The organism is Pseudobacillus wudalianchiensis, assembly GCF_001685015.1.
In the GTDB taxonomy this organism is placed as follows: Bacteria; Bacillota; Bacilli; order Bacillales; family Domibacillaceae; genus Pseudobacillus; species Pseudobacillus wudalianchiensis.
This window is the reverse complement of the sequence record NZ_MAYT01000001.1, coordinates 278946-303012: the sequence shown is the minus strand read 5'-3', so window position 1 is coordinate 303012 and position 24067 is coordinate 278946. Positions and strand designations below refer to the sequence as shown.

The following is a 24067-nucleotide window of genomic DNA, read 5'->3' as shown; positions in this document are numbered from 1 at the left end:
TCCTATTGATGAAGCTGTGCGTGTTATAGAGCTCTTTAGATGACCGCTTCGAAGAGCATTTCCTCCGATGAGTGCAAATGAATTTTATATCGTTTTACACCAGAAGCGCTCAGTATCTCCACTAACCCCTTGCTTAGCGCTTCTGTATTCGTTATTATTCCACTGAACTCAAAAAAGAAACGAATTCCTTCTTCTGCTTCTTCCATTGAAAGATATAAGTGATTAGCTGCATACGTCTCGACATTCCTTTCAATGAGACAGAAAAGTGAGGACATCCAGCTTACGAGACAGCTGTCTGCTGCCTCTGTCTTGATACTCATATCCATTACTTCATATTCGAGCTGAAAGGCATGCGCCTCCCAATTAAATGTAATCAACAGCTTTGCAAGTTCTGGCAAAGCTAAATTGCATAAATGAGCTTCCTGCTTCGCTTGCATAACCGTCTGTTCAATAACCCGCTCTGCTTCTTCTGTTTTTCCAAGCGCAATATACCCCTTAATCAGCTGAATATGATTCATCCAGTCATGCCGGGCATGCTGAAGCGCTCGAATAATCGTCCAATTGTTACTTTTTTCATCCACTGCACAGGTCACCCCCTAGTGCCAAACATATATGGAAGAAAGAGAAGTTGGCTGCTGCCTTCTCATCACTCGCTTTATTGCTAATTATATGCCCATAATCTTCCTGCCTGTTGTGGCTTTCCAATTAGTATAACAGAAATTGAATGAATAGAGATAGCAAACCATGAAAAGCCGCTTCAAAATAACCATAAAGAAAGCTCTAACCGGTTGGTTAGAGCTTTCCACTTCCATTTTATCGAGCTTTTATTACTGAGCTGCAGGGTATACGCTCACTTTTTTCTTGTCGCGGCCGTAACGTTCGAAACGAACAACGCCGTCAACTTTTGCGAATAGAGTGTCGTCTCCACCACGGCCAACGTTTTCACCAGGGTAAATTTTTGTTCCACGTTGACGGTAAAGAATTGAACCGCCAGTTACGAATTGACCGTCTGCACGCTTTGCACCAAGGCGCTTAGCTTCAGAGTCACGTCCGTTCTTTGTAGAACCAACCCCTTTTTTCGATGCGAAAAATTGAAGGTCTAATCTTAACATGAGTCTCACCTCCTGTTAGTGAAAAGTAATGTTTATATATTTGCTATACTCACGTTCAATCGTTTGCAGAGAAACAACCATTCCTTCAAGCAGCAGCTGGACTTTTTCGTCTATGTCGGCCGGAAGATCTTCCGGAACCAAACAGCGCAGCAGTCCGCCTTCTTCTCCCTGCTCAATGCCGAGCTTGGCATCGGTTAAGGAAAGAATAGCATTTAGTGCTCCGAATGAAACAGCTGTTGCTCCTGCACACACGAGATCTTTTCCATGTTCAGCAAATTCAGCATGGCCTTCCATAGTAAAAGAAGAAATTCTTCCAGAAGGCTGCCTTACTACGTCTACCTGAATCATTTGATCATCGCCTTACGCGTTGATTTTTTCAATCACGACTTTTGTGTATGGCTGACGATGGCCTTGTTTTCTACGGTAATTTTTCTTAGCTTTGAATTTGAAAACAGTAATTTTCTTTTGACGGCCTTGTTTTTCAACTTTAGCTGTAACAGTAGCACCTTCAACAGTTGGGCTTCCTACTTTTACATTCTCGCCGCCGACGAATAATACTTGATCAAATGTTACAGAATCACCTTCTGCAGCATCTAATTTTTCAATGTAGATAGCTTGACCTTCTTCTACTTTTACTTGCTTACCGCCAGTTTCGATAATTGCGTACATTCCCTGCACCTCCTTAATTACTCAGACTCGCCATCCGCAGGTGGTCTGCTAAAAACAAACTCTTAGAACCTGGTATGAGCGGTTGTAGCACGGGTGCTACAAACAATAACATTAGAATCTTATCATTTTCATGCTCTTATGTCAACTTCTTTTCAGGAAGTTCCTTTTAGTGACAACTCTCTAAAATCGCCTGTTCGAATGACGTTTCCTACAGGTGCCTCTGAATGAACCACGCTGTAAATAATCTTTTTATGAAGCAGCTTCTCTAGCTTTTCATGATACTCATGTTTTTCACCAGCAAAAACTGTCATAACGTCCGGTGTCACTTCTACAAGCACCGCTTCTTCTTCATCTCGCGTTAGTTCAAATAGCTTTCTTTCAAGCTGAAAAGCAGCTGTTTCTGGACTGATCATCCGTCCAGTTCCTCGGCATACTCGGCAAGGGACAGTCAGTGTTTCCACGAGAGAAGGCTTCGTTTTTTTACGAGTAATTTGCATAAGTCCAAGAGAGGTGAACCCGCGGATAGAGATTTGCTTCGGGTCTTTCTTTGCTTCCTCAACGAGTATATGTTCAATCTGGCGGCGGTCTTCTTCCTTTATCATATCAATAAAATCAATGAGAATAATACCGCTAATATCACGCAGTCGCAGCTGACGAGCACTTTCTATCGCCGCCTCTTTATTCGTTAAAAGCACCGTTTGCTGCTGGCTGCTTTTGCCGGTAAATTTCCCTGTATTCACATCAATGACGGTCATCGCCTCTGTTCGGTCAATAACGATAAATCCGCCGCTCGGCATCCAAATAATCCGTTTTAAAGAAAGCTCCGCTGCATTCGGTAAGTGAAAGGCAGAAAATACCTCCTCCTCAGATGAATGAAAAAGAGTGGTCCACTTATTTTTCTCGAAACGCGGGTCTTCTTTCACGCTCGATAGAAAATCCAGCTCGTCACAAATGAACTCTCCCTGCCCTAGCTCATTCATCCGGGCAAACAATTCTTCTTTTAGCTGCTGCCTCTCCATTAATAAAGCAGGAGCTTTTGTTTTTTCCGCTTCTTTTTCTAGCTTTTCATGCTGAAGACGGAGCCGGTTCCATTCTATAAGCAGTACCTCTTTTGAGGAATGAAAAGCAGCGGTGCGAAGAATCAATCCTTCTTCTTCTCGTTTCTGCTGTTCTATCCATTTTGTCCATTCACTGCGCTTCTTTTCATTTGCTACCTTTTTTGACAAGGCAATGTAACGACCTGCAGGCAAATAAACAAGCAGATCACTCGGCCATTCAATAATGGCTGTTAGCCGTGGTGCTTTCGTTTCTGTCCCATCTTTTATCACTTGGACAATGATCTTCTGGCCCTGGTGAATCAGTTCACTAATCGGTTTATTTTGATGATTGGGCAGATCATTTCTGTGTAAATAAGCATTTTGTTCCAGTCCAATATTCACAAAGCAAGCGTTCATCCCTTTCTCTACCTTAGAAACAATTCCATAATAAATAAAGCCGACACGTGAGAGGTGTGACGGCTGAAAGATATGAATTTGATCGGCCTGTCCGTTTTTCATGACGGCTAATCTTTTTTCCCTGCCTTTTAGGCTGACAATTAACGTATTCATATAAAACCCGCTTTCCTCTTTTGGTTTCACTTTACTGCTGTGAGACGCTCCCGTCAATCGATAGGCAGCAGATCTTTTAGGAGGGAATCTGTTCTTTTTTCTGAGAAATAAGCATACAACAGTTCATTTTCATCAAGCCTGCCTTGTTTTTCTCCCCCTTCTGTCACATAAATAATGTGCTTGGCATTACGCTGAAATCGTTCCAATACATTCATGACCGGTTCGCCTGCCGGTGCCGTTAAAGGTTTTAAAAAACCAGCTGACCCTTTATTGCCGTAATGGCGTTCTAGTAGAAAACGTATAAAAGCGTATCGTTTTTCTTTCCAGGCTTGCCACAGTGTCCAGGCTAAATAAAAAAACAATGCCCATACTTGCAAGTGAAAAGGAAAGAAGAGAAAAGCAAGCAGTTGCAGGCAGAATAACAGGCATGCCGAGCAGATAATGACGAGGCGAAAAGCAGATAAAAATGGCCGGACTGTAGAAAAAAGGAGCATAAGCAGCTTGCCGCCATCAAGCGGATAAACAGGAAGCAAATTGAACAGCAATATGGTTGCGTTTATTTGCCAGAACGCTTCATATATGTTGTCAGGCAATATTCCTCCTTGATGCACCAGCCATGCCGCCGCAAACAGCCACAAATGCTGCAGCGGCCCAGCGAGTACGACAATTAGTTCCTCGCGCAAAGGCCGGTTTCCATACTCGTCCACTTCTGCCACTCCTCCAAAAGGGAGAAGCATTACCTTTTTAATGCGCCAGCCAAGTGCGTGAGCAGCAGCCACATGTCCTAATTCATGAATCACAATCACACTAAAAGCAAGCAAAAGATGCAAAAAAGTTCCCGTCAATATACAAACACCCGCCACTCCCCACAAGAGGGGATGAACATGTATATTTTTTGCCCATTTACTCAAACGGAACCACCTCGTTTGGGTCGATAAACACGTTATCCTTTTTGATGGCCAAATAAAACTGCCCGCCTGCTGCATCCTCTCCCGCCTCTGCCTTTGCGAGCGTACTACCCGCCTTTACTCGTTGATACTGTTGTACTGAGGAATCAGACAAATGGCCATACCACGACTCACTATTATCGGAGTGTTGCAAAATAACCGTTTTGCCTAGCCCCTCCTTTTCCCCCACGAAGATCACGGTCCCTTCTTTGATCGCCTTTACTTCTTCTGCCGGTCCAGTCTCCACGAGGATTCCTTGTCCATTCGTTTGAAAGTCCTCTACAATACGCCCGCCTGCTGGCAGGGCAATCTCAGCTGGTTGACTTGGACTGTCTTCTTTCTCCTTCCAGCCATCTATTGTGAAAGGCAGCGGCTCTCCAAGTGCGTTTTCATACCACTCAGCTGCTTTTGAAAAAGGAAATTCCTTTTCCATTGTCTTCTCCATCCACTCTCGTCCATCATCCAAAATAGGCGAGGGATGCTGAAACAAGATGGCTGTCGATAATACTAACGCTGCACCAGCCAGCCACTTAAATAAAAAGCGTTCCCAGCTGAACAAGGGATGCAGTTCTTCTTTTTCTTCTACCAGCGGAAACAGTTCTTTCTCTTCTTTCACGTGTCTTTCCTCCTTTTCTACACAGGTTTGTACACTATATGAGTGACAAGCCTGATTAAGAAGAAAGAATTCAGACAACAAAAAAGCTGCCCTAGCTTATTCACTTTTAGGCAGCTTGCTTGAACTCTATTCTTATTTTGAACGGACACCGAAAAATTTCTTAATCCGAGTGAAAAAACCTTCCTTGATATCATCTAACTGTTGAAGGGGAACAGACTCTCCCAGGATTCTTCTAGCAATATTACGATAAGCAATTGAAGCCCGATTGTTTGGATTATGGGCAACGGGCTCCCCATTATGAGAAGATTTAATGACTTCATCATCATCAATCACAATGCCGAGTAATTCAATCGATAAGTGTGCCGCTACTTCATCTACGTCTAACATATCGCCTTGCTGCATCATATGACTGCGTATGCGGTTAATGATTAACTTCGGCGGTTCCATTCCTTCTTCTTTTTCCAGCAGCCCGATCACTCTATCAGCATCACGGACGGCTGACTTTTCAGGAGTGGTTACGACAATCGCCTTATTCGCTCCAGCCACGGCATTTTTGTATCCCTGCTCAATTCCAGCCGGGCAATCTATTAAAATGTAATCAAATTCTTGTTTTAATTCTTCCATTAATTTTTTGAGCTGCTCAGGACGGACCGCTGATTTATCTGTTGTCTGAGCCGCCGGCAGCAAGTATAGCAGGTCGTTAAAACGCTTGTCTTTCACGAGCGCCTGATGGATTTTACAGCGTCCTTCTACGACATCTACCAAATCATAAATAATCCGGTTTTCTAGTCCCATTACCACATCTAAGTTTCTTAGCCCAATATCTGTATCAACTAAACAAACTTTTTTCTCTTGCAATGCAAGTGCGGTACCTAAATTGGCTGTAGTGGTGGTTTTGCCGACCCCGCCTTTTCCAGATGTAATAACTATAGCCTCACCCACTGTGCTTTCCCCCTTTAAACGTAGAAATCCCCGGTCTCAGATGCTTAAGCACCTGCAAGCGGTCAACCACAATCTGGTTAGAATCATCTATGTAAGCACACTCTGTCTCATAATAATCTTCTTCCTCATAACGATCAGGTGCGCGGTTAAAATAATGACTGATTCTAAGTTGGGACGGCATCATCCGGCCAGCAGCAATCACAGCTGTTTCGTCTCCGTAACAGCCGGCATGTGCCATCCCTTTCAAAGCCCCTAGAATAAAAATATTTCTTCCGGCTTTTACTGTTCCTCCAGGATTGACGTCACCGATCAGCAGCAAATCGCCGGGAACTTCAAGAACCTGTCCAGAGCGGATTCTTCCTGTATATGAAACAATCTCGCTTTCCTCTTTCCAGCGGATCGCTTCTTCCATCGTCATAACATTGGACTTGATGGCCTCTACAGCAAGATGCTCGCGCTGATTAATTATTTTCTTTATCTCTTCTATATCTTCATCCAGCAAATAACGATTTCCCGCCTGAACAGTAACTGTGAGGATCGAACCGTGCTCTTGGCCGTTAACGGCATCCATTTTCTCTTTCAGTTCCTGCAGCAGCTCGTCGTATGCGCACTTATCATTCAAATGCAATGTAAGTCCGTCTTTTGTCCCTTTAATGACAACGTTCTGTTTTGTCTTCATAGCACGAAATTCACCTCTGTCGTCCAATTAATTCGACAAACCCTCTTCCGATTCCTCTTTTTCTATCATTATGAACCTAGTCATTATAAATGCGCTGAAGCTTCTCAAAAGCACTTTTTAACGGGAGCGCTAGAAGAAGATAGAAGATCAGATTTAAAAGCAATGTCGGCCCTAAGCGAAGCGACATAAACTGTGTTAAATCCATTTCTGTCCTCTTAATAATTACGTTTAACTGGAACAAAATTAACTCCAGCAAAAAGATCCCAAATAAGACAATAAAGGTCAAAATGAATAAATTATTTTGTAAGACTTTCACAAGCTTTGATACGATATATACAATTAATGGCAAGAAAAACATGTAAGCCCCAAGCACTCCGGTATAAAAGATATCAAAAAGAAAGCCAAATAGAAAGCCATATTTAATCGCTGTATTGCGATCAAAAAAAATGGCCATAAGTAATAAACCAACGGTAAAAAAGCGTGGAATGATGAAGTATTTTCCGTCGAAAGCCATTTCTGGAAATACCGTTGTAAAGACACTGTCGCTAAAAAAGAGAACGATCATAAGGAGAGGAAGATAAAGCCGCTTCACAAGTTCCCCTCCTCGACAAGAACCTGTTTACGCTCCGCTTTTTCTGGAAAAACAGTCGTCATGCTGCGTTTTGTGACCATTACATGCTCAAGATCATTAAAGGATGCTGCCGGTGTAATAAGAGCCGTTTGTGTTAAACCAAATTCATCCGGAACCATCTTCTTAATCTTACCAATGATTAAGCCTTCCGGGAAAACTCCTCCTTTGCCGGACGTGGCAACTAACATGCCCTTCTTTACTTTAGAATCGTAAGGAACTTTCGTCATGAGCAAGGCTTTCTCCTCTTGATTATAGCCTTCAATAACGCCATAGACGTTGCTTTTCCCTTGAATGACCGCAGATACACGGTTTCTCGAATCGTATGCACTCAGCAATTGAACAGTAGACGTAAATTTTGATGTATTTTTTACTTTTCCGATCAATCCTTCAGCGGTAATAACGGCCATATCAGGCTGAATGCCTCTTGCTTCTCCTTGATCGATTGTAAGGACATCATACCAACGGTCTGGATTGCGAGCAATCACGGTTGCCTGTACCGGCTCGTAATCTGCTAAACTCTTCTTTTTATCAATTACTTTTCGAAGTTCCTCATTGTCTTTTTTAAGACGGGCCACATCACTTTCCAGCTGGGCAGTCTTTTCAATCCTTGCTTTGAGTTCTTTATTCTCCTCATATGTATTTCGCAAGTCTTTCACTTCATCAAAAAAACCTGCAAAACCGTTAGCAGGTTTAGACACCACTGCTTGCCCTAAACCGACAATGTCTTTGACGAATTGCTCCGGCCAGGATAAATTCTCTCGATCACGAAGAGAAAAACCAATCAAAGCGACAAGAACAATAATGCTTCCAAGTAAAATAATCAGACGCTTATTTGTAAAAAATTGTGGCATATACTCCACCTCTGTTTTTTTGCATTAAGTTAGAATCCGGCAGCTGTCCGCTGCTGCCGGATAGATTCAAAGCGAAAGCGCTTGTTTCAGGGCGGCTCTCTTTTCTTAAGCCGCTATACTGTCGGATAAAGCCGAGCCGTCAGGCCATAAGAAATATTCACTTTCCTTATTACCTGACGCGCTCATGACCCATATGGTCCACTTTGCTTATTTATTTTTGTTTTTGAATAGGTCGATATGATCTAGGGCCATTCCTGTCCCGATGGCTACACAATCAAGCGGATTTTCCGCGATAATCACAGGCATATTTGTTTCTTTGCTGATGACTTTATCGAGATTGCGAAGAAGCGCGCCGCCGCCTGTCAAAACAATTCCGCGATCCATAATATCTGCTGCTAATTCCGGCGGGGTTTGTTCTAATGTACTTTTGACCGTATCCACAATCGCCGTTACCGTATCTTTTAAAGCATCAGCGATTTCTTCCCCAGTGATTTCGATTGTTTTTGGCAATCCAGTTAATAGGTCACGGCCACGGATTTCCATGCTTGGCAACTGCTCAAAATCACCAGCTGAGCCAATTTCCATTTTAATTGTTTCAGACGTTCTGTCACCAATTAATAAATTATACTGTTTACGGATGTAAGCGACAATCGCATCATCCATTTCATCCCCTGCTGTGCGAAGCGACTGACTTGTTACAATGCCGCCAAGTGAAATAATCGCTACTTCTGTCGTACCGCCGCCAATATCAACGACCATGCTTCCTGTCGGTTCCCAAACAGGAAGGTTAGCGCCAATAGCAGCTGCAAACGGCTCTTCAATCGTATAAGCATCACGAGCGCCCGCTTGACGAGTCGCATCAATGACCGCCCGTTCTTCAACAGCTGTAATGCCAGATGGTACACAAACCATGACATACGGCTTGCTTGCAAAAAAGCCTTTCCCGTTATTCGTTGCTTGTTTTAAATAGTATTTAATCATCGTAGCAGTCGTTTCATAATCAGCGATTACTCCGTCTTTCATCGGGCGCGTGGCTACTACATTCCCCGGTGTACGGCCGATCATTTTCTTAGCATCGTTTCCGACTGCCACAATTTGTTTTGTATCTGTCTGCAGAGCCACAACAGACGGCTCACGAACAACGACACCTTTTCCTTTTGCATAAACGAGCGTATTAGCCGTTCCTAAGTCTATTCCAAGATCTCGGCTTCCAATTCCAAACATACAAGTATCTCCCTTTCTCGGTCCATTACTTTTATCATGATTGATTTGACATTATTCTTTTATTTTTCGACAAAAACAACTAGGAAAAATCATAACTTATATTATAACCGAATGAAAAAAAAAATCCTAGCGTTATAAATAGCCTTTTTCTTTTAGACTGACGAATTTCTTTTCTCCTATTATTAAGTGATCGAGTAATTCAATACCAAGGATTTTGCCGCACTCGGCTAGCCGCTTTGTCACATCAATGTCTTCCCTGCTCGGTCCCGGGTCTCCTGACGGGTGATTATGGATACAAATGATCGAGGCAGCGGATCGGCGAAAAGCTTCCTTGAACACTTCCCGCGGATGCACGATCGAAGCATTTAAACTGCCGATAAACAAGGTTTGCTTGTGCAGTACTTGATTTTTGGTATTCAAATAGAGACAAACAAAATGCTCCTGTGTTAGGAATCTCATTTCTTCCATCACATAATTGGCCCCATCTTCCGGTGATCGGATCACATAACGATCTTCAAACTTTAGTTGACTAATACGCCTTCCCAGCTCAAGGGCCGACATAATTTGAACAGCTTTTGCTTCACCGATGCCTTTAATGGAAGTGATTTCTTCAAGAGAGGCTTCTTTTAACAAACGAAGGCCTTCAAATGCTTGCAAGAGACGATTAGCGATTTGCAGAACGGACTCCGCTTTCGTGCCCGTTCGCAAAATAATAGCGAGGAGTTCGTGGTTGGACAGACTTGCTGCCCCGTTGGCAATCAATCGTTCCCGCGGTCGATCTTCCACCGGAACATCACGGATCATAAACGTTTCTTTGGTCATCTTTTTCTCCTTTCATTCTTTTCAGGAAGGGAAAAAGAAAGCCGTGCCTTGCCAACCCATTTGCTTTAGCTGTCTGTACAAAGAAGAAATCGGCAGGCCAACAACGGAGAAATAGTCGCCATCAATTTTTTTGACGAAGATGGCTCCTGCTCCTTGAATGCCGTATGCACCAGCTTTATCAAACGGTTCTCCTGTATCGAGGTAACCATTTATCTCTTCTTCCGTGAGCTTCCAGAAAGTGACGTTCGTTTTTTCATAAAAGCTGCACTCGCTTCCTTTATGCCTCACGGCCACTCCTGTGCAGACGGCGTGCGTGCGGCCAGAAAGACGCTGAAGCATTTCTTTTGCCTCTTGGCGATCGCTTGGCTTACCTAAAATTTCTCCATCGAGGACGACAACGGTATCTGCACCGATAACAAAGTGATCTTCATCGTTCTTCGCTACAGCCGCAGCTTTCACGGAAGCTAAGTGCATAACCGCTTCTTCTGGGGTTATTCCAGAGGGGATAGTTTCATCTGCATGGCTTACTTTCACTGTAAAAGCCAAGCCGATTTGTTCGAGGAGTTCTTTACGTCGTGGGGAACCAGAAGCTAGAATTAATTGTGTCAAATCCATTCACCTATCTTTCAAGAGTAAGGGAGATACACCGCTATCATATCAAAAGTGCCAAAACACTACAAATTTTTCTGCCGTGAGAAAAGAACACTTATTTCCGCTCAAAACCAACATTTTCACAAAATAAAAAGGATGCACTGTACACCCTTAGAGATCGAGACAAAGTCTATTTTATATATTTATCGGGCTGATTAAAAGCGTTTGTCTTTCTAGACGCGAAACCTGGCGAGGAGCGAAGTGGCCATCAAGGTCATAAGCGCCACAGCCAGGTGAGCAACGAAGACAGCGAACGTTTATCAACAGCCTGAAGGATGCATGGCGCATCCTTATTCTTATTCACTATAAACAGCTAAAAAAGCCAGAAGCTTCTCCTGCGCAGCTTTGGCGGCCTGCGGCTGATCGCTTTTGGCTTCAGTTAACGCTTCTGTCAGCAGTTGTTTCAGCTTAGCGGACGCTTCGTCACTTGACGGCACTTTCACTGTTTCTAACTTTTTTTCAGCCTCCTCCAGCTTGCTTTGATCCCCGCTGAGACCAGCGGCCGTTTTACCGCTTTCCTCTGCTACAATCGAGAATAACACCGCCATTTCACCAGCTTCCTCCGACAAGCCTTGAGCCGGAGAGATCGATACCTGTTTTGCATACGTATCTGCTCCAGCTGTTTGATAGAGACCGCCCACAGCCTTCGCCGTTTCGATAGTAGAAGCAGCGGCCAATAAGACCAAATACTGGCCATTTTGCCGCACGGATTCAGCAGGAAGCCCTAAGTCTTTCATTTGTTGTTTTACTGAGTCCGCTGCCTCTTTCGTTGAAAAAATCCCACCTTGGACGACAGCCATTTCCAGCGGCAGAAGAGCTGTTTTTTCAGTTTTTGGCGCTGCCGGAGCAACGGGTGTCGCAACCTCTCTTTCTTGTTTGGCTTTTTCTTCTTTTAATACGGCTGGCGGTGTGGCTCCTTCCTTTTGCTGCGTTACAATTTTCACCAATGAATAACCGAGCAAGACTCCCACAAGCACAGCGCTGATGACAACAATAAAGAGCCTTCCTGTCGCCCGTTTCGCTGCTGCTTTTTGTACCGGCACATACTGTGTAAGGACGTCTTCCTTTCGTTCCGTCTCTTCAGGAAGCAGCCATTGGAATTCGTCTTCATTTTTCTTCGGCTCAATCGCAGCAGCACTCTCGGTTTCCCCTTTTTTCCACTCCTGCGTGACCACTTTTGTTTTCTTCTTTCCGCCGATCGTTAAAAAGATCTCTTGTCGTTTCTTTGGCTTATCCTTGTCCATCATTCGCGATCATCCTTCCGCCTCCATTGAAGTTGCCTTCATGCTAACATAGCGGATAAAAAAAAGAACAAGACTTTTGTCGCCCTGTTCTGGAAAAATTTCGCCAACATTCTTATTTGTTCTTAATATTTTCTTCTGCTAAATCGGCGGATGCCAAGCCTGTGTCGGCTCCTTCTCCGCATAGCTTTTTTTCATGGCCTTTTAGACAAACGCCCGTCACCCGTTTTCCATCTGTCAGAACGAAAGAGTCCGTTGAGGGCTCTAGCTGCGTCTGGGTAAACGGATCGGAAAATGCTTCGATCATCCCCTCGTTATATAAAAAAAGATAAGTGATTTTTGAAGCAACTGGTTCTTCCCGTGCTGTTTTATCTTTGATGAAAAGGTCAGCGGCTGATTTTAATGCATGCGCATTTGCCACAAAGGCTTTCTCCTTTGATTGTTCAATCAGCCGGCTCATGCTAAGGACAGCGATGGCTGCAATAATGGCAAGGATCACCACTACTGCCAAAAGCTCTATTAAGGTATATCCTTTTTCATCTTCCATAGGAAAGCCTTTCTGTCCGCTAGTCATTAATTTTAACAAACGGATCTTCCTTCTTTGCTGGATTCGGTGTATCCACTTTCGGTACATCCTGCATTAAGCTAAGCAGCTCCGGCATATAGTAAGCCGCAACAGTCACATCATAGACGAGAGGCTCATCGGTTCCTTCGAGTTTGTCTAATTCTTCTGGTCCATCGAATGTAAGTTGCTCAATATTCAGAATGCGAATTTGCTGTTCTAATTCCGCTAAAAATGTTTCCATCTCCGCATAACTGTCCGATTCAACAGTAAGCTGCGCTGAGATTTTCTCTATCCCCGCCGGCAGTACTTCTGGAACGGCTGTTGTATCAGCCTCACCTTGTACTTTCTTTTTTTCCTGATCGGTTGTCTGCTCATCGGCTTGACTGTTATTCGCCGTATTCGTTTCTTCTTTTTTAGCATCCTCCAGCAGATTGGCTTCTTCTTTCACTTCCCCATCCGTAAAATTCATCTCGGTGATGGTACTGTTGGAAAGCAGCTCAATCTTTTCAAAATCGAGAAGCAATTGATCGGTCATCGGTTTCACAGGCAATCTTTGCTGCAGGTTGTTTGTCGCTATAACCGGTTTAGAAGGTGTCTTCCCCATTTGGGACTCCAACGCTTCAATCAGTTTTTCTTCTGATTGTAATTCCCGCTTCTTGGATTGCAGCTCTAACGTAAGCGGCTGGTAAAAAGCGTAATAAATATAAACACACACAGCAGCCAGCAAAAGAAGGAACAGAGGAATAAGGATACGGCGTCTGTTTTGAAACATATTGATCACTTCTCCCCCCGCTTTTCTCGTTCTTCACTTTGCTGTTTTTCTAGAATGAAAGCTTTATCGAGCGCAACCTCATACTCTACTCCGTAACGGGGCAAGGCATCTGTGATTTCCAGCAATTTCTTTGCCTCTTTTTCTTCTTCGTCTACAGACGTTGTAACCGCAATGATTTTCGCGTCGGCAACCCACTCTGAGGCTTTTAACTCACTTAAGTAATAAGCCGCCTGTCTGCTCGTGTCGAATTGAACCCCTAGCCTTACCGTTTCATTTGCTGTATAAGAGTATTCAAGAAAAAAGCCGCGCTCTGGCAGAAGAGAGATTAAGTGATTCAGAACCGGAACAGCTTTCAGCTTTTTGGTTTCTGCCCACACAATCGCATCATTCAATTTCTTGACGTCTTCCTCGTCCCCTTTTGGCTCATTTTGACTCATTTCGAGTGTTTCCCGCAGTTGAACAGTCGTTTTCAGCTTAGAGTCTACCGATTCTACTTCGTTTTTTTTCGTTTGTATCCATAAAAAAGTGCCAGCGCCCGCTATGATCAGAAGTAAAAGCAAAAGAAACGGAATTAAAATAGAGGCGCGCTTTTTCTCTTTTTCTGGCAGTAAGTTAATATCAACGAGCATCGGCTACACCTCTTTCAATCCTAAGCCGACAGCTGCGTAGTAAGCACATGGCAAAGGTTCACCATCTTTATCTATAACCTCTATCCCCTCTTGTTCCGCAACAGATAGGCCAAGCGTTTCCCTTATATACGTCTCTACGAAGGCAAGACGGGGATGATCTCCATTCACAAATACTTTTCCAATCTGCGCCTGTCCTTTGTAAATGGAATTTTCATAGAAATTTACGACATTCGCTACTTCTTTTAAAGCATCCATTAACCCGGATACTTCTTCCTCTCCTAATTCGAGCAAAGCGGACGACTGGGCATCCTCTAGCGAAACCGGCTTAATAAACTTCGGCTGATGATAATGAAAAATAGAAATCGTCATTAAATTTCTCCGCACATGGAGAACAAGCTCATGTCGATTTTCTTCTGTGAGCCCCTGATAATAGAAAAAGCGATAAAGGCTCAACGGAGTAATATCAGCGGCTTTTAATCGCAGCTTCACATCTTCAAACAACTCGCAAAACTTGCGGACTTCTTCTTCTGGGGCCGCTACGAGCAGTACGTTTTTTCGGCCATTCGTTTCACCGGTCACAACAGCATCAAACACAGGCTCCTCAAAGGGAAGATGAATCGTCGATCCAATTTGCAAAAACAAATAGCCTTTGATTTCATCCTCTTCCAGATCTTCACGCAGCTGCTCTTCACGAATGGCAATATAATGATCTGGCACCGCAAACCGCACGTCCCGCTTTTTGATTCCCCATTCAATCAAGACATCTTCTAAAATCAGTTTCAATGATTCATAGTCGATTATTTCACCGTTGCGCACGATTCCTTCCGGCAATTCCCGTTCTCCGTAGCATTCGACAACAATCGGCTCCATTTGGCGCAATTCAACAAAGCGAATCATATAGTCGGTTACGATAAAATTAACGGTGCGGTCCTTTCTTCTAAACAATGTAAAAGCCATGCTGAAGTCCCCTTAATAGTTAGTTAAAAAAAAGAAAAATACCAGTCAATCACACGGTCACCATAAAAGTAGACACTGATGGCTGCCGCTGCGATAAACGGGCCAAACGGCATCGGTTTTCCTCTTTTTACTATACCAAAAAATAAAAGAAATACGCCAATAAATGCGCCAAGTGCACACGAAAGAAAAAACGTCATCAACACCGCTTTCGTTCCGATCACAAACCCAATGACAGCAAACAACTTAATATCTCCGCCGCCCATTCCGCCCTTTGACACAATCGCAATCAACAGGAGCAAGAAAAAGCCAACAGCCGCTCCAAGCAACGAATCCCACCACGGAGACAGCGGCCAAAGCAGCTGTCCCACGATGAAAAGTGCGGCAAAAAACAACAAAATTTTATCCGGTATGATCATATACGCTAAATCCGATATTGTAATAATAACGAGCATCGAGATCAACAGCACAGCCATAAAAAATGCCGGTGTCAGCCCGAAAGAAAGATACGCATACAAAAATAACAGCGCCGTCGCCAGCTCTGTTACAGGATAAAGAGGGGAAATGCCCGTCCGGCAGACGCGGCATTTTCCTCCTTGCATCATATAAGATAAAACCGGAATCAATTCTCTTGCCGTCAACATATGGCCGCACTTTGGGCAAGCGCTGCGCGGCCGCACGATCGACTGTCCTGCCGGGACTCGCAGGCCGACTACGTTAAAGAAGGAGCCGAATAGAAGGCCGTAGAGGGTGACGAAAAATACTATAACTATATTACTACTTTGCAACAACATCATTTCTATCAATATCTTTTAATTCGCTAGTAGCAATCTTCCTTTCACTTCCAACAAGATTTACTTTATAAGTCAAGCTTTTTGTAGTAGCATTTTTTGTAATTTCAACGTAAGAAGTTGTAGCAGCAGGAGCAGTAGTAACAGCTGCACTTGATGATCCTTTAGCATATCCTGAACTAGCTGTACCATCTGGATCTTCAACAGGTTCTAAATAACCCTTATCTTCTAGATATTGCATTGACAAATAAATTGTTGAGTTTTTTGTCAATTCTTTTTCAGATGCAATCGCTGTCTTTGCAGAATTTACCATTTGCTGAGCGTTTGCAATATGAGCATCCTTCTTCGTATTATCAATCAATCCGCCAATCGCCGGAATGGCAATGGCTGCAATAATCGCTAAAATAACAACAACAGCTAAAAGTTCAATTAACGTTAACCCTTTTTGGTCTTTCAGTCTTTGTTTAATCGTCGCTATCATTATATATTCCTCCTTCTTTTTTACTATTTTCTTATACTGCTATCTTATGATTTGCCTACACCAAAATCAACCAAAAGTTGTGTATTTTTTCCAACATCTATTGTTGTTGAACTGTGTTGAATATTTCAAACATAGGTACAAGGATGGATGTAACAATCGTGCCAACGATCGCAGCAAGTGCCACGATCATTAGCGGTTCGATAAGGGCTTTCAGCCGGTCTGTCACCGCTTCAACTTCCCTTTCGTAAAAATCGGCGACTTTGGCGAGCATGGAGTCAAGCGCACCAGTTTCTTCCCCGATGGCAATCATGTGATGGATCAAGGGTGGAAAGGCCCAATGCCTTTTCATGGGCTCTGTCATTGAACCGCCCCGCTCCAATGATTCTCTTGACTCATGAATGACTTTGGCGATAATCTCGTTTTCTACGACATGCGCAACGATGTCAAGCGCCTGCAAAATTGGCACCGAGTTAGAAAATAAAGAGCTTAATGTGCGGGTCATGCGAGCAAGTGCCGCCTTTTGCAGCAGGTTTCCGAAAATCGGCATTCGCAGCAAAAAGTAATCCAGATAGTATTTCGTTTCTTTGCGCTGTCGAACCGCCCAAACGGCAATCGTGACAAGCAAAGCAATCGCTACAACAACATACCAGTATGCCTGCATCCAGTCACTGGCGCCGATGACAAATTTCGTAATGGCCGGCAGCTCGCCGCCAAGGTCGTCAAACATTGTCACAAACGTTGGCACAACGGAAACAAGAAGAAAAATCACAACTCCAATCGCAATGAAGCCAACGACGATTGGATAAGCAAGAGCCGAGATGACCTTTTGCCGTGTACGGTATTGCTGCTCATAATGATCTGCCATTTCCTCCAATGTTTCGTCCAGGCTTCCTGTCGCTTCGCCAGCGCGCACCATATTAACAAACAGCGGCTCGAAAACTTTTTTTTGTTTCGCGAACGCTTCTGAAAGCGGCCGCCCTTCCCGCAGCTCGGTTTCCACAACAGCCAGCGCTTTTTTCAGTCCTTTGCTTTCGGTTTGCTGGGCTAATATGACGATCGCATCGACAACGGTCACTCCGGCATGAAGCAGCGTCGAGAATTGCTTCAAGAACATCACCATTTGCTCAAGCTTCACAGGGTTGCCGATCGTAATGTCCTTCGTCAGCAAGGTTTCTGGCTGTTCTTCTAATTCAATGACACGGATGCCGCTTTTTGCGAGCTTCGCTGCCGCTTCCTTTTTAGTGTTAGCGGTGATCACGCCTGACTTTTTGCCTTTTCGATCCCGGCCCGCATATTTAAATCTAGCCATTTTGCTTATCCCTTTCTTTCATGTAAGGCAGGGCTGATTCTCTGGCAATTTGCCTCTGTTCTACCAGTTCCCTAATTTGATCACCCATAACCTGCATTCCTTGCGCTTTAGATGTTTGCATTACATTAATAAGCTGATGGACTTTTTCAGAACGGATTAAGTTTGCCACGGCTGAATTATTGATCATGATTTCCAGCGCTGCTTTCCTTCCCTGCTTATCGGCTGTCGGGAACAGTCGCTGGGAGATAACGGCCATCAGTACGGTCGCCAGCTGAATGCGGACTTGCGGCTGCTGTTCAGCCGGAAAAACGTCAATGATCCGTTCAATCGTCGCCGGTGCACTAGACGTATGAAGCGTCGCAAACACTAAATGCCCAGTTTCCGCTGCAGTAATCGCGGTCTGAATCGTTTCGAGGTCACGCATTTCCCCAACGAGAATCACATCCGGATCTTGGCGCAGAGAGGCGCGCAAGCCTTTGGCAAAATTACGCGTATCATAGCCGACTTCCCGCTGGTCAATAATACAAGTGCCATGCTTATGCAAATATTCAATCGGGTCTTCTAAGGTAATGACATGCTTACGCGTATGCTTATTTAAATAATCAATCATACTGGCCAACGTTGTGGATTTCCCGCTTCCTGTCGGCCCGGTGACAAGAACAAGACCATGCGGCTTTTGAGCAATGTCCTTCAGGATAGAAGGCAACTGCAACTCTTCAAGCGTTGGAATATGCGCTGGCACAACTCGGAGGGCCAGTGACACGCAGGATCGCTGATGAAACGTATTGACGCGAAACCTTGACACCCGTGGGATTCCATACGAAAAATCGAGTTCTCCCTGCTCCTTGAATTCCTCCCAAAGATGATCAGGAATCAACGCCCTTGCCATTTCTTCCGTATCATTCGGAGTCAGCTTCTCTTTTCCATAACGCTTCAGATCTCCATGTATTCTAAAAACGGGAGGTGATCCAACAGTCAAATGAATATCTGAAGCTTTTAATTCAAAAGCGGATCGCAATAAAAAATCGAGTTTTTCTTTCATTTCCCACTACTCCATTAAGGCAGCGCGCAGTACTTCTTCTGTTGTGGTTATTCCTTGCTTGACTTTCAGCAAGCCATCGTCGATTAAGAAAATAGTTTTTTGTTTGCGCGCTATCTCTTTCATTTTTGAAAAAGGCTCATTGTTCAAGATGACCTTTCTAATCTCTTCCGTCATTGTCAGCACTTCATGGATAGCTAACCGCCCTTTGTACCCTGTCATATTACAAGAAGAGCAGCCGCGCCCTCTCGTTACCTTTTCAATTCGCAGCCCACGCTGGGCAAAAATTTCTTTTTCTCGCTGAGATACTTCTTGTTCTTCCGCACAGTCACGACATACTTTCCTTACAAGCCGCTGGGCGACGATGCCACTCACAGAAGAAGCGACGAGAAAGGGCTCGACTCCCATGTCTACCAAACGGGTAATGCTTGTCAGTGAATCATTCGTATGCAATGTACTGAGGACTAAGTGTCCCGTTAGCGAGGCACGGATGGCTACTTCAGCTGTTTCTTTATCGCGGATTTCCCCAACCATAATAATATTAGGGTCCTGCCGTAAAATTGAGCGCAGTCCTGCCGCAAAGGTTAAGCCAACATTAGGATTCACTTGTATTTGGTTAACGCCTTCAAGCTGGTACTCTACCGGATCTTCCACTGTAATAATGTTGACCTCTTCCTGGTTAAGCTTGTTCAAGGCAGCGTACAAGGTCGATGATTTACCTGATCCGGTCGGCCCCGTAATGAGAACAATGCCATTCGGGCTTTCGATCATGCTCTTAAACCGTTTTAAATTTACACTGTTAAAGCCAAGCTGATTCAAATCGTTCAGCGAGCTGCTTAAATCCAGAATCCGCATGACAACCTTTTCGCCGTAAATCGTTGGCAATGTGGAAACACGCAAGTCAATGGGACGGAAATCAACATTTGTTTTAATCCGCCCGTCCTGTGGCACCCTGTGCTCCGTAATATCGAGACTCGCCATAATCTTAATCCGGGCGATTAGCATGCTCTGCAAATGCTTTGGCAGCTGACGCTCAATCTGCAGCATACCGTCTACCCGGAACCGGACGATTACCTTTGTTTCTTGCGGGTCGATATGAATGTCACTTGCCTTCTCTGTTACCGCATTAGAAAGCAGCTGATTCACAAGCCGGACAATCGGCGAATCCTCTTCTGCAAAAGCCGGGTCTCCTGGCAGCTCTTCTTGCGGTGACGGAAGAGTTAACTCATCAAAACTATCGTCTACATCATAATATTTTTTAATCGCTCGAATAATATCGTCTTTCGTAGCAATGGCTGTCTCAATTTGAAAACCGGTAGAAAGCCGCAAATCTTCAATAGAATAATAGTCCATCGGATCGGCCATGGCGACGAACAGCCGGTTTTCTTCCTTTTTTAGAGGAATCATCAACTGTCGTTTCGCTGTTTCTTTCGGAATCAAGCTTAAAAGCTTTATATCTAGCGGGTAACGATATAAGCTGACGTGTGGAATGCCAAGCTGGAACTCTAATACCTCAATTAACTGCTGTTCGGTAATGTACCCTCGCTGTAAAAGAGCATCTCCAAGCTTTTGGCCTTCCGTTTTTTCCGCAAGGGTAGTTTGTAATTGTTCCTCCGTTAGCAAACCGGCTTCTACTAATAAATCTCCTAAACGCTTACGCTGCTGACGCATAATCTTCCCCTTCATTTACTGACATTATTTTGCTTCACCCGGTAACTCGTCAGCGACTGCTGGCGCCTGTTTATTTGACTCTTCTGTTTGTTGTGCAGGCGGCTCTTGAACAGACGGAGTTTCTGTTTTTGGCACGTTCGTTTCAGGAGCCTTTTCAGTTTCATCTGCCGGCTTCTCTTCGCTGCTTTCGGCTTCCTCCGGTTTTTCTATCGGCGGCTCCTGTGTGCTGTACACTTCAATCCGATGAATAGGCGGATAAAAATCTTCACTCACTTTCTCCTCTTTCATTCGCTCCGATTGCCCATTATAGACAACACGGTACATTTGAATTAATTCGCCCTTTTTACCTGGGCGCTTCAATTGCCATTGTCCATATGGCAAATTAGGAGAAAAATGCAAAATCGTTTTTGGCTTCAGCACTTTCTTGTTTTTTAAAATGCCTTTGTAGTCATAAGCAAACGGTAAACCTTTAATAGCCCCATATAGTTTGTTATTGACTATCTTTAACTCCAACGTATAATCTGCAGGGTTTTCATTCATAAAAATAAAATCCAGCTCTTTTACTTTATTCACCTTCGCTTCATATCCAAGCTCAATATAAGATGGAAGCTCAGTGCCTTGATTTTTTTCAAAAATTAAAAAGTTTGTCTGCAACACGAGCCGGTATAATAAAGAAGAAAGGACATTTTTATCCTCTTCATCCAAGGACAGATCATCTGCCTCTTCCATCCAATCTAAAAAAGAGAATGCAATATTGCTTTTTAGTTTGACGGCAGGTGTTTGCTTAATAAAAGCTTGCAGTTCCCGCGTCAGCACATCATTTCCAAGCAGCGCCTCAGCGACAACTTCCTGCTTTTCTTCTTTTTTTAAATAGAGTGATAGATCAATAACCGTTCCATCCTTTTGTAAAGAGGAAGCGATGTCCTGCAGGTCGCTCGCTATTCCATCATAATCTAGTGATTTCTTGCTGACCTTCGGAAACTTTTCACGAACGGCTTCTTCAATAGCAGATTTATCTACCATGCATAAAAGCGGATTTTCCTGACCGGAAACCGCCTTCTTGACAGATGTTTTTGACTGGAATTCAACCATACCGGGATCAAGTGCCGCTTCTTTTTCGACATATTGTAATGTAATCTTTTTGTCTTTCTGCCACTCTTCTGTTTGGGTGTGTAGCTGCTTTAATGCTTCGACTTTTGTTTGCTGCGAGATGTCTATTGGACCAATTTTCGTTCCTTCATCAAAGCCGGTCGACAAGTGAAAGATTTTTTCATATGCAACGGAGCCGTAGGAAGAAAATGTTACGAAATAAGCTGTCATGATCGCTAGAATGAGCAAAATCCGAAGAAAGCCTTGCTTGTTCATAGGCTGACACCCTTTCCCTGTTCATTATTCTACGTTCATGCTCAGCTCTACGAATACTTCTGGACCTGCTTCTCTTGCGGTGCGAATAGACTGCTCGTTCAGTACTGTCCCTTGAGAAATGAGAACTTCCCTATTCATTCCAATAATATCTTTGCGAACCGTTTTACCTTTTAGCAACTCATCCTGCTGCTGTTCGATCGCCGCAAGACCGTTTGCTCCAGCTGGCTTTTGTTCTGCTTCAATAGAATGGAGATGTGTCCCTGCTTCCTCTGTCACAATAATGATATCCTTTCCATAGGTAACGACAAATTCGTGATCAAGTGTCATCATGTCGCCTTGAACCTTTACTTCAAGATTGACAATTTTCCCTGTTTCATCATCGATAACGTATTCTTTTGCCTCGCCGATTAACTGGCCTTTGCGTGTCATAAGTTTCGTATTTTCGATCTTTGTTTTACGGTTCAATAAATCACTCGCAATTGGAATTTCATTCAGATCAATAATAGCCCCTTCATTTTCAATCGTGAGGGCATACTCACCAATGCCAATCACTTTTTTAAAAGGAATGGCTTTGCCGCCTACTTGCCACTCTTCATGTTCAATGGTAAAAAAATCAACAGTGCCCTGGTCAGGGTTAATAATTAATGATTTAACACGTCCGATTTCCGAACCATCCATAATGCTAATAATAGGCAATCCTTTAATTTCTGCGCTTTTTTTCATGTTTACTTCCACCTGTCTTCATTAAATTTTTCGTCTATATAGGATTCTACTAACTGTAATTCTTGTATGATGATTGGATAAGCTGAAAAGCGATCTTTCAATTCAGCTGTCCAGTTAGAAGCTTTCTCAAACGCCCCTTTCTCTACGTAAAAAGAGAGAAGCAATTTAGCAAATGTATAATAGTCCCGGTCGTTCAGCGGTGCGCGCAAATAACCTTGTATCGCTTCCTCTGCTGCTGCAAACGTCCACAGTTCTTTTTTCAATTCTAGTTCTTGTATGATTATATGAAGCCACTCACGGGATAACGGAGCTCTTTCTACTTCTTCAGGTAAAGACTCCATGATCTCTTCTTCCAAATGTTCCTCATCATCAGCTGCTTCTTCAGGCAGCGCAGGAACAGATTCATCTAGTTTCAGCGTTGAAGGGTGAAACTCTCCTTGAGCATGCTCTTCTAGCTCTTCCTCTTCCGGCAGCTGCTCCTCATTATTAGCCTCTGCTTCTGACAACACAAGAGTAGGTTCCTCTGATTCCAACGTTGGAAGCTGGGCCTCTTCCTGATTATGTTTCTCTAACTCTTCTTCTGGCTGCTCATCATTAACCTCTGATTCCGGCAGCATAGGAGCGGATTCATCTCGTTCCACTATTAGAGGCTGGTCCCCCTCTTGATGGGTGTTTCCCATCTCTTCTTCTGTTAGTTCGTCGGCAGTATCTACTATTTCTTTAGAATCTGCCGGCTCTTCTATTTCAGATTCCCACTCGTGAAGGAACTCTTCTTGCTCAAGCAACCGCTCTTTTATCTCTTCTTCACCGTACAGGAAGTCCGCCTCTTCCAATTTATTTACCGCTGACGGGGCTTCCTCATCTTCTTTAGGAGCGAGGGCTTCCATCATTTCTGTTTTTTCTTCCATATCAGACTCTGCTTCAAATAATTCATCAAAATCTAAATGATTCAATGGAGCAATATAGTCTGCTTCCTGTTCTGCTATATTTTCAAAAGCTATTTCTCTATCAGCTTCCAAATTCTTTTCTTCTGTCCTGGACATCGATGGTTCATGTTTCTCTTCTTCTATTATTTCGTCAAATAAGCTCTCTAAATAATAGTGTTCCTCTTCATGCCCATGGGGTACATCGGTTTCTTCCGGTGTCTCTTGATCAAAAATGGACAGTTCTTCTTCTCTTGCTAATAAGCTTTCCAGATCTGCTTCCAATGCTTCAGCTTCTTCCGTGGGAACGGCTTCTTTGCCTGCAGCCGGTTCTAACTCCACTTGTTCATACAGCTGTTCTGCTCCTGCCTCTAGCTTATTAGCTTCCTTGTCTATATACAGAGGCTTCGTTTCCTGCTCTGTCTGTCCAATTGTTTGATTCATATTTGTTTCAAACAAAGAAGCCTTTAGCGATGGCTCTTCTATTTGTGCAAGCCGCTTTTCCTCTTTCTTTTCGGTCATTTCCCCCTCTATTTCAAGCCAATCTTCATCTGGGCTCTCCTCTTTATTCCCCGGCCATTCGCTCATAATCTTATGGCCCTTATACTTAAACAAAAAATAAGCCATCGCAGCCACAAGAAGTAAACAAACGAGCACGTTCTGCCACAGCGGCACATAGGGCTCCATAAAAACACTACCTCCCGCAATCAGCAAAGCGATGCTTAACAGCAAAAAACTTCCTGTTATCGTTAACCCCAAAGGAAGAAAATATAAAATTGGTATAGCTAAAAAAAAGGCCATTAACATCAGAACTAAACGGGTCATGTAAGAACGCCTCACCTTTGGAGAAATA

At 43.8% G+C, this 24067-nt stretch carries 27 protein-coding genes and 1 other annotated feature; all 27 genes read right to left on the bottom strand.

All coding sequences use genetic code 11. The features are described 5' to 3' along the window. Nucleotides 1-35 precede the first annotated feature (35 nt). The 27 genes from A8F95_RS01500 to A8F95_RS01370 all read right to left on the bottom strand — a co-directional run bounded on the left by A8F95_RS01500 (nt 36) and on the right by A8F95_RS01370 (nt 24039). The gene (locus A8F95_RS01500) at nt 36-581 is read right to left on the bottom strand and encodes a Spo0B C-terminal domain-containing protein (protein ID WP_077247161.1); all 546 of its coding nucleotides are present in this window, start codon (nt 579-581) and stop codon (nt 36-38) included. A gap of 246 nt (nt 582-827) precedes the next feature. Next, nucleotides 828-1112, bottom strand: a complete 285-nt coding sequence (gene rpmA, locus A8F95_RS01495; protein WP_049663432.1) for a 50S ribosomal protein L27 — start codon at nt 1110-1112, stop codon at nt 828-830. Nucleotides 1113-1127: 15 nt separating this feature from the next. Beyond that, nucleotides 1128-1460 carry a ribosomal-processing cysteine protease Prp gene (locus A8F95_RS01490; RefSeq protein WP_065408924.1) on the bottom strand — a complete coding sequence of 111 codons (333 nt, stop codon included), beginning with the start codon at nt 1458-1460 and terminating at the stop codon, nt 1128-1130. 12 nt (nt 1461-1472) lie between these two features. After that, entirely contained in the window at nt 1473-1781 is a 309-nt protein-coding gene (gene rplU / locus A8F95_RS01485; protein ID WP_065408923.1) for a 50S ribosomal protein L21, read from the bottom strand. Between the two features lie 13 nt (nt 1782-1794). Further along, nucleotides 1795-1875, bottom strand: a sequence feature (ribosomal protein L21 leader region). Between the two features lie 58 nt (nt 1876-1933). Then, entirely contained in the window at nt 1934-3418 is a 1485-nt protein-coding gene (locus A8F95_RS01480; protein WP_141676205.1) for an Rne/Rng family ribonuclease, read from the bottom strand. Between the two features lie 23 nt (nt 3419-3441). Beyond that, nucleotides 3442-4299: a M50 family metallopeptidase gene (locus tag A8F95_RS01475; RefSeq protein WP_065408921.1), complete on the bottom strand. Its 858-nt coding sequence runs from the start codon at nt 4297-4299 to the stop codon at nt 3442-3444. After that, on the bottom strand, nt 4292-4951 hold the full coding sequence (locus tag A8F95_RS01470; RefSeq protein ID WP_077247160.1) for a M23 family metallopeptidase: 660 nt from the start codon (nt 4949-4951) through the stop codon (nt 4292-4294). Before A8F95_RS01470 ends, A8F95_RS01475 begins: the two co-directional genes overlap by 8 nt. A gap of 132 nt (nt 4952-5083) precedes the next feature. Then, nucleotides 5084-5893: a septum site-determining protein MinD gene (minD, locus tag A8F95_RS01465; RefSeq protein ID WP_049663440.1), complete on the bottom strand. Its 810-nt coding sequence runs from the start codon at nt 5891-5893 to the stop codon at nt 5084-5086. Beyond that, nucleotides 5886-6572, bottom strand: a complete 687-nt coding sequence (gene minC, locus A8F95_RS01460; RefSeq protein ID WP_049663442.1) for a septum site-determining protein MinC — start codon at nt 6570-6572, stop codon at nt 5886-5888. Before minC ends, minD begins: the two co-directional genes overlap by 8 nt. A 76-nt stretch (nt 6573-6648) precedes the next feature. After that, a complete protein-coding gene (gene mreD / locus A8F95_RS01455) occupies nt 6649-7164 on the bottom strand; it encodes a rod shape-determining protein MreD (protein WP_065408919.1) in 516 nt (171 codons plus the stop codon). Next, a complete protein-coding gene (gene mreC / locus A8F95_RS01450) occupies nt 7161-8054 on the bottom strand; it encodes a rod shape-determining protein MreC (protein ID WP_065408918.1) in 894 nt (297 codons plus the stop codon). Before mreC ends, mreD begins: the two co-directional genes overlap by 4 nt. A 207-nt stretch (nt 8055-8261) precedes the next feature. Then, complete coding sequence (locus A8F95_RS01445) at nt 8262-9278, bottom strand: rod shape-determining protein (protein ID WP_049663447.1); 1017 nt, start codon at nt 9276-9278, stop codon at nt 8262-8264. 132 nt (nt 9279-9410) lie between these two features. After that, nucleotides 9411-10100: a RadC family protein gene (radC, locus tag A8F95_RS01440; RefSeq protein WP_065408917.1), complete on the bottom strand. Its 690-nt coding sequence runs from the start codon at nt 10098-10100 to the stop codon at nt 9411-9413. A 21-nt stretch (nt 10101-10121) separates the two neighbouring features. Beyond that, nucleotides 10122-10709, bottom strand: coding sequence for a Maf family protein (locus A8F95_RS01435; RefSeq protein ID WP_065408916.1), 588 nt, complete (start codon nt 10707-10709; stop codon nt 10122-10124). A 338-nt stretch (nt 10710-11047) separates the two neighbouring features. Continuing rightward, nucleotides 11048-11998, bottom strand: coding sequence for an SPOR domain-containing protein (locus A8F95_RS01430; protein WP_065408915.1), 951 nt, complete (start codon nt 11996-11998; stop codon nt 11048-11050). 109 nt (nt 11999-12107) lie between these two features. Further along, nucleotides 12108-12566, bottom strand: coding sequence for a prepilin-type N-terminal cleavage/methylation domain-containing protein (locus A8F95_RS01425; protein WP_176713590.1), 459 nt, complete (start codon nt 12564-12566; stop codon nt 12108-12110). Continuing rightward, on the bottom strand, nt 12559-13329 hold the full coding sequence (locus A8F95_RS01420) for a hypothetical protein (protein WP_065408914.1): 771 nt from the start codon (nt 13327-13329) through the stop codon (nt 12559-12561). The genes A8F95_RS01425 and A8F95_RS01420 overlap by 8 nt, the downstream gene beginning before the upstream one ends. A 5-nt stretch (nt 13330-13334) precedes the next feature. Further along, a complete protein-coding gene (locus tag A8F95_RS01415) occupies nt 13335-13958 on the bottom strand; it encodes a hypothetical protein (RefSeq protein ID WP_065408913.1) in 624 nt (207 codons plus the stop codon). Between the two features lie 3 nt (nt 13959-13961). Further along, the gene (gene pilM / locus A8F95_RS01410) at nt 13962-14915 is read right to left on the bottom strand and encodes a type IV pilus biogenesis protein PilM (protein WP_065408912.1); all 954 of its coding nucleotides are present in this window, start codon (nt 14913-14915) and stop codon (nt 13962-13964) included. A gap of 23 nt (nt 14916-14938) precedes the next feature. Beyond that, nucleotides 14939-15709 (bottom strand): prepilin peptidase, encoded by a 771-nt coding sequence (locus A8F95_RS01405; protein WP_245671095.1) that lies wholly within the window; start codon nt 15707-15709, stop codon nt 14939-14941. Continuing rightward, the gene (locus A8F95_RS23150) at nt 15690-16184 is read right to left on the bottom strand and encodes a prepilin-type N-terminal cleavage/methylation domain-containing protein (RefSeq protein ID WP_065408911.1); all 495 of its coding nucleotides are present in this window, start codon (nt 16182-16184) and stop codon (nt 15690-15692) included. The genes A8F95_RS01405 and A8F95_RS23150 overlap by 20 nt, the downstream gene beginning before the upstream one ends. Nucleotides 16185-16281: 97 nt before the next feature. Continuing rightward, nucleotides 16282-17493 carry a type II secretion system F family protein gene (locus A8F95_RS01395; RefSeq protein ID WP_065408910.1) on the bottom strand — a complete coding sequence of 404 codons (1212 nt, stop codon included), beginning with the start codon at nt 17491-17493 and terminating at the stop codon, nt 16282-16284. Further along, nucleotides 17486-18535 carry a type IV pilus twitching motility protein PilT gene (locus tag A8F95_RS01390; RefSeq protein WP_065408909.1) on the bottom strand — a complete coding sequence of 350 codons (1050 nt, stop codon included), beginning with the start codon at nt 18533-18535 and terminating at the stop codon, nt 17486-17488. The genes A8F95_RS01395 and A8F95_RS01390 overlap by 8 nt, the downstream gene beginning before the upstream one ends. Before the next feature lie 6 nt (nt 18536-18541). Continuing rightward, complete coding sequence (locus tag A8F95_RS01385) at nt 18542-20203, bottom strand: GspE/PulE family protein (RefSeq protein ID WP_065408908.1); 1662 nt, start codon at nt 20201-20203, stop codon at nt 18542-18544. Nucleotides 20204-20227: 24 nt separating this feature from the next. Further along, on the bottom strand, nt 20228-21568 hold the full coding sequence (locus tag A8F95_RS01380; protein WP_065408907.1) for a VanW family protein: 1341 nt from the start codon (nt 21566-21568) through the stop codon (nt 20228-20230). A gap of 24 nt (nt 21569-21592) precedes the next feature. Next, nucleotides 21593-22291: a PRC-barrel domain-containing protein gene (locus A8F95_RS01375; protein WP_065408906.1), complete on the bottom strand. Its 699-nt coding sequence runs from the start codon at nt 22289-22291 to the stop codon at nt 21593-21595. A gap of 2 nt (nt 22292-22293) precedes the next feature. Further along, nucleotides 22294-24039: a putative sodium/potassium/calcium exchanger gene (locus tag A8F95_RS01370; protein WP_065408905.1), complete on the bottom strand. Its 1746-nt coding sequence runs from the start codon at nt 24037-24039 to the stop codon at nt 22294-22296. Between the last annotated feature and the right edge of the window lie 28 nt (nt 24040-24067).

Bases quoted from the DNA above. Each gene is read 5' to 3' on its own strand.
- A8F95_RS01445 (WP_049663447.1), bottom strand. From the start codon at position 9,278: ATGTTTGGAATTGGAAGCCGAGATCTTGGAATAGACTTAGGAACGGCT.
- rpmA (WP_049663432.1), bottom strand. From the start codon at position 1,112: ATGTTAAGATTAGACCTTCAATTTTTCGCATCGAAAAAAGGGGTTGGT.
- radC (WP_065408917.1), bottom strand. From the start codon at position 10,100: ATGACCAAAGAAACGTTTATGATCCGTGATGTTCCGGTGGAAGATCGA.
- mreC (WP_065408918.1), bottom strand. From the start codon at position 8,054: ATGCCACAATTTTTTACAAATAAGCGTCTGATTATTTTACTTGGAAGC.
- A8F95_RS01425 (WP_176713590.1), bottom strand. From the start codon at position 12,566: ATGACTAGCGGACAGAAAGGCTTTCCTATGGAAGATGAAAAAGGATAT.
- A8F95_RS01405 (WP_245671095.1), bottom strand. From the start codon at position 15,709: ATGATGTTGTTGCAAAGTAGTAATATAGTTATAGTATTTTTCGTCACC.
- A8F95_RS01420 (WP_065408914.1), bottom strand. From the start codon at position 13,329: ATGTTTCAAAACAGACGCCGTATCCTTATTCCTCTGTTCCTTCTTTTG.
- A8F95_RS01385 (WP_065408908.1), bottom strand. From the start codon at position 20,203: ATGCGTCAGCAGCGTAAGCGTTTAGGAGATTTATTAGTAGAAGCCGGT.
- pilM (WP_065408912.1), bottom strand. From the start codon at position 14,915: ATGGCTTTTACATTGTTTAGAAGAAAGGACCGCACCGTTAATTTTATC.
- A8F95_RS01430 (WP_065408915.1), bottom strand. From the start codon at position 11,998: ATGATGGACAAGGATAAGCCAAAGAAACGACAAGAGATCTTTTTAACG.
- A8F95_RS23150 (WP_065408911.1), bottom strand. From the start codon at position 16,184: ATGATAGCGACGATTAAACAAAGACTGAAAGACCAAAAAGGGTTAACG.
- A8F95_RS01395 (WP_065408910.1), bottom strand. From the start codon at position 17,493: ATGGCTAGATTTAAATATGCGGGCCGGGATCGAAAAGGCAAAAAGTCA.
- A8F95_RS01370 (WP_065408905.1), bottom strand. From the start codon at position 24,039: ATGACCCGTTTAGTTCTGATGTTAATGGCCTTTTTTTTAGCTATACCA.
- rplU (WP_065408923.1), bottom strand. From the start codon at position 1,781: ATGTACGCAATTATCGAAACTGGCGGTAAGCAAGTAAAAGTAGAAGAA.
- A8F95_RS01415 (WP_065408913.1), bottom strand. From the start codon at position 13,958: ATGCTCGTTGATATTAACTTACTGCCAGAAAAAGAGAAAAAGCGCGCC.
- A8F95_RS01390 (WP_065408909.1), bottom strand. From the start codon at position 18,535: ATGAAAGAAAAACTCGATTTTTTATTGCGATCCGCTTTTGAATTAAAA.
- minC (WP_049663442.1), bottom strand. From the start codon at position 6,572: ATGAAGACAAAACAGAACGTTGTCATTAAAGGGACAAAAGACGGACTT.
- A8F95_RS01380 (WP_065408907.1), bottom strand. From the start codon at position 21,568: ATGAACAAGCAAGGCTTTCTTCGGATTTTGCTCATTCTAGCGATCATG.
- A8F95_RS01490 (WP_065408924.1), bottom strand. From the start codon at position 1,460: ATGATTCAGGTAGACGTAGTAAGGCAGCCTTCTGGAAGAATTTCTTCT.
- A8F95_RS01375 (WP_065408906.1), bottom strand. From the start codon at position 22,291: ATGAAAAAAAGCGCAGAAATTAAAGGATTGCCTATTATTAGCATTATG.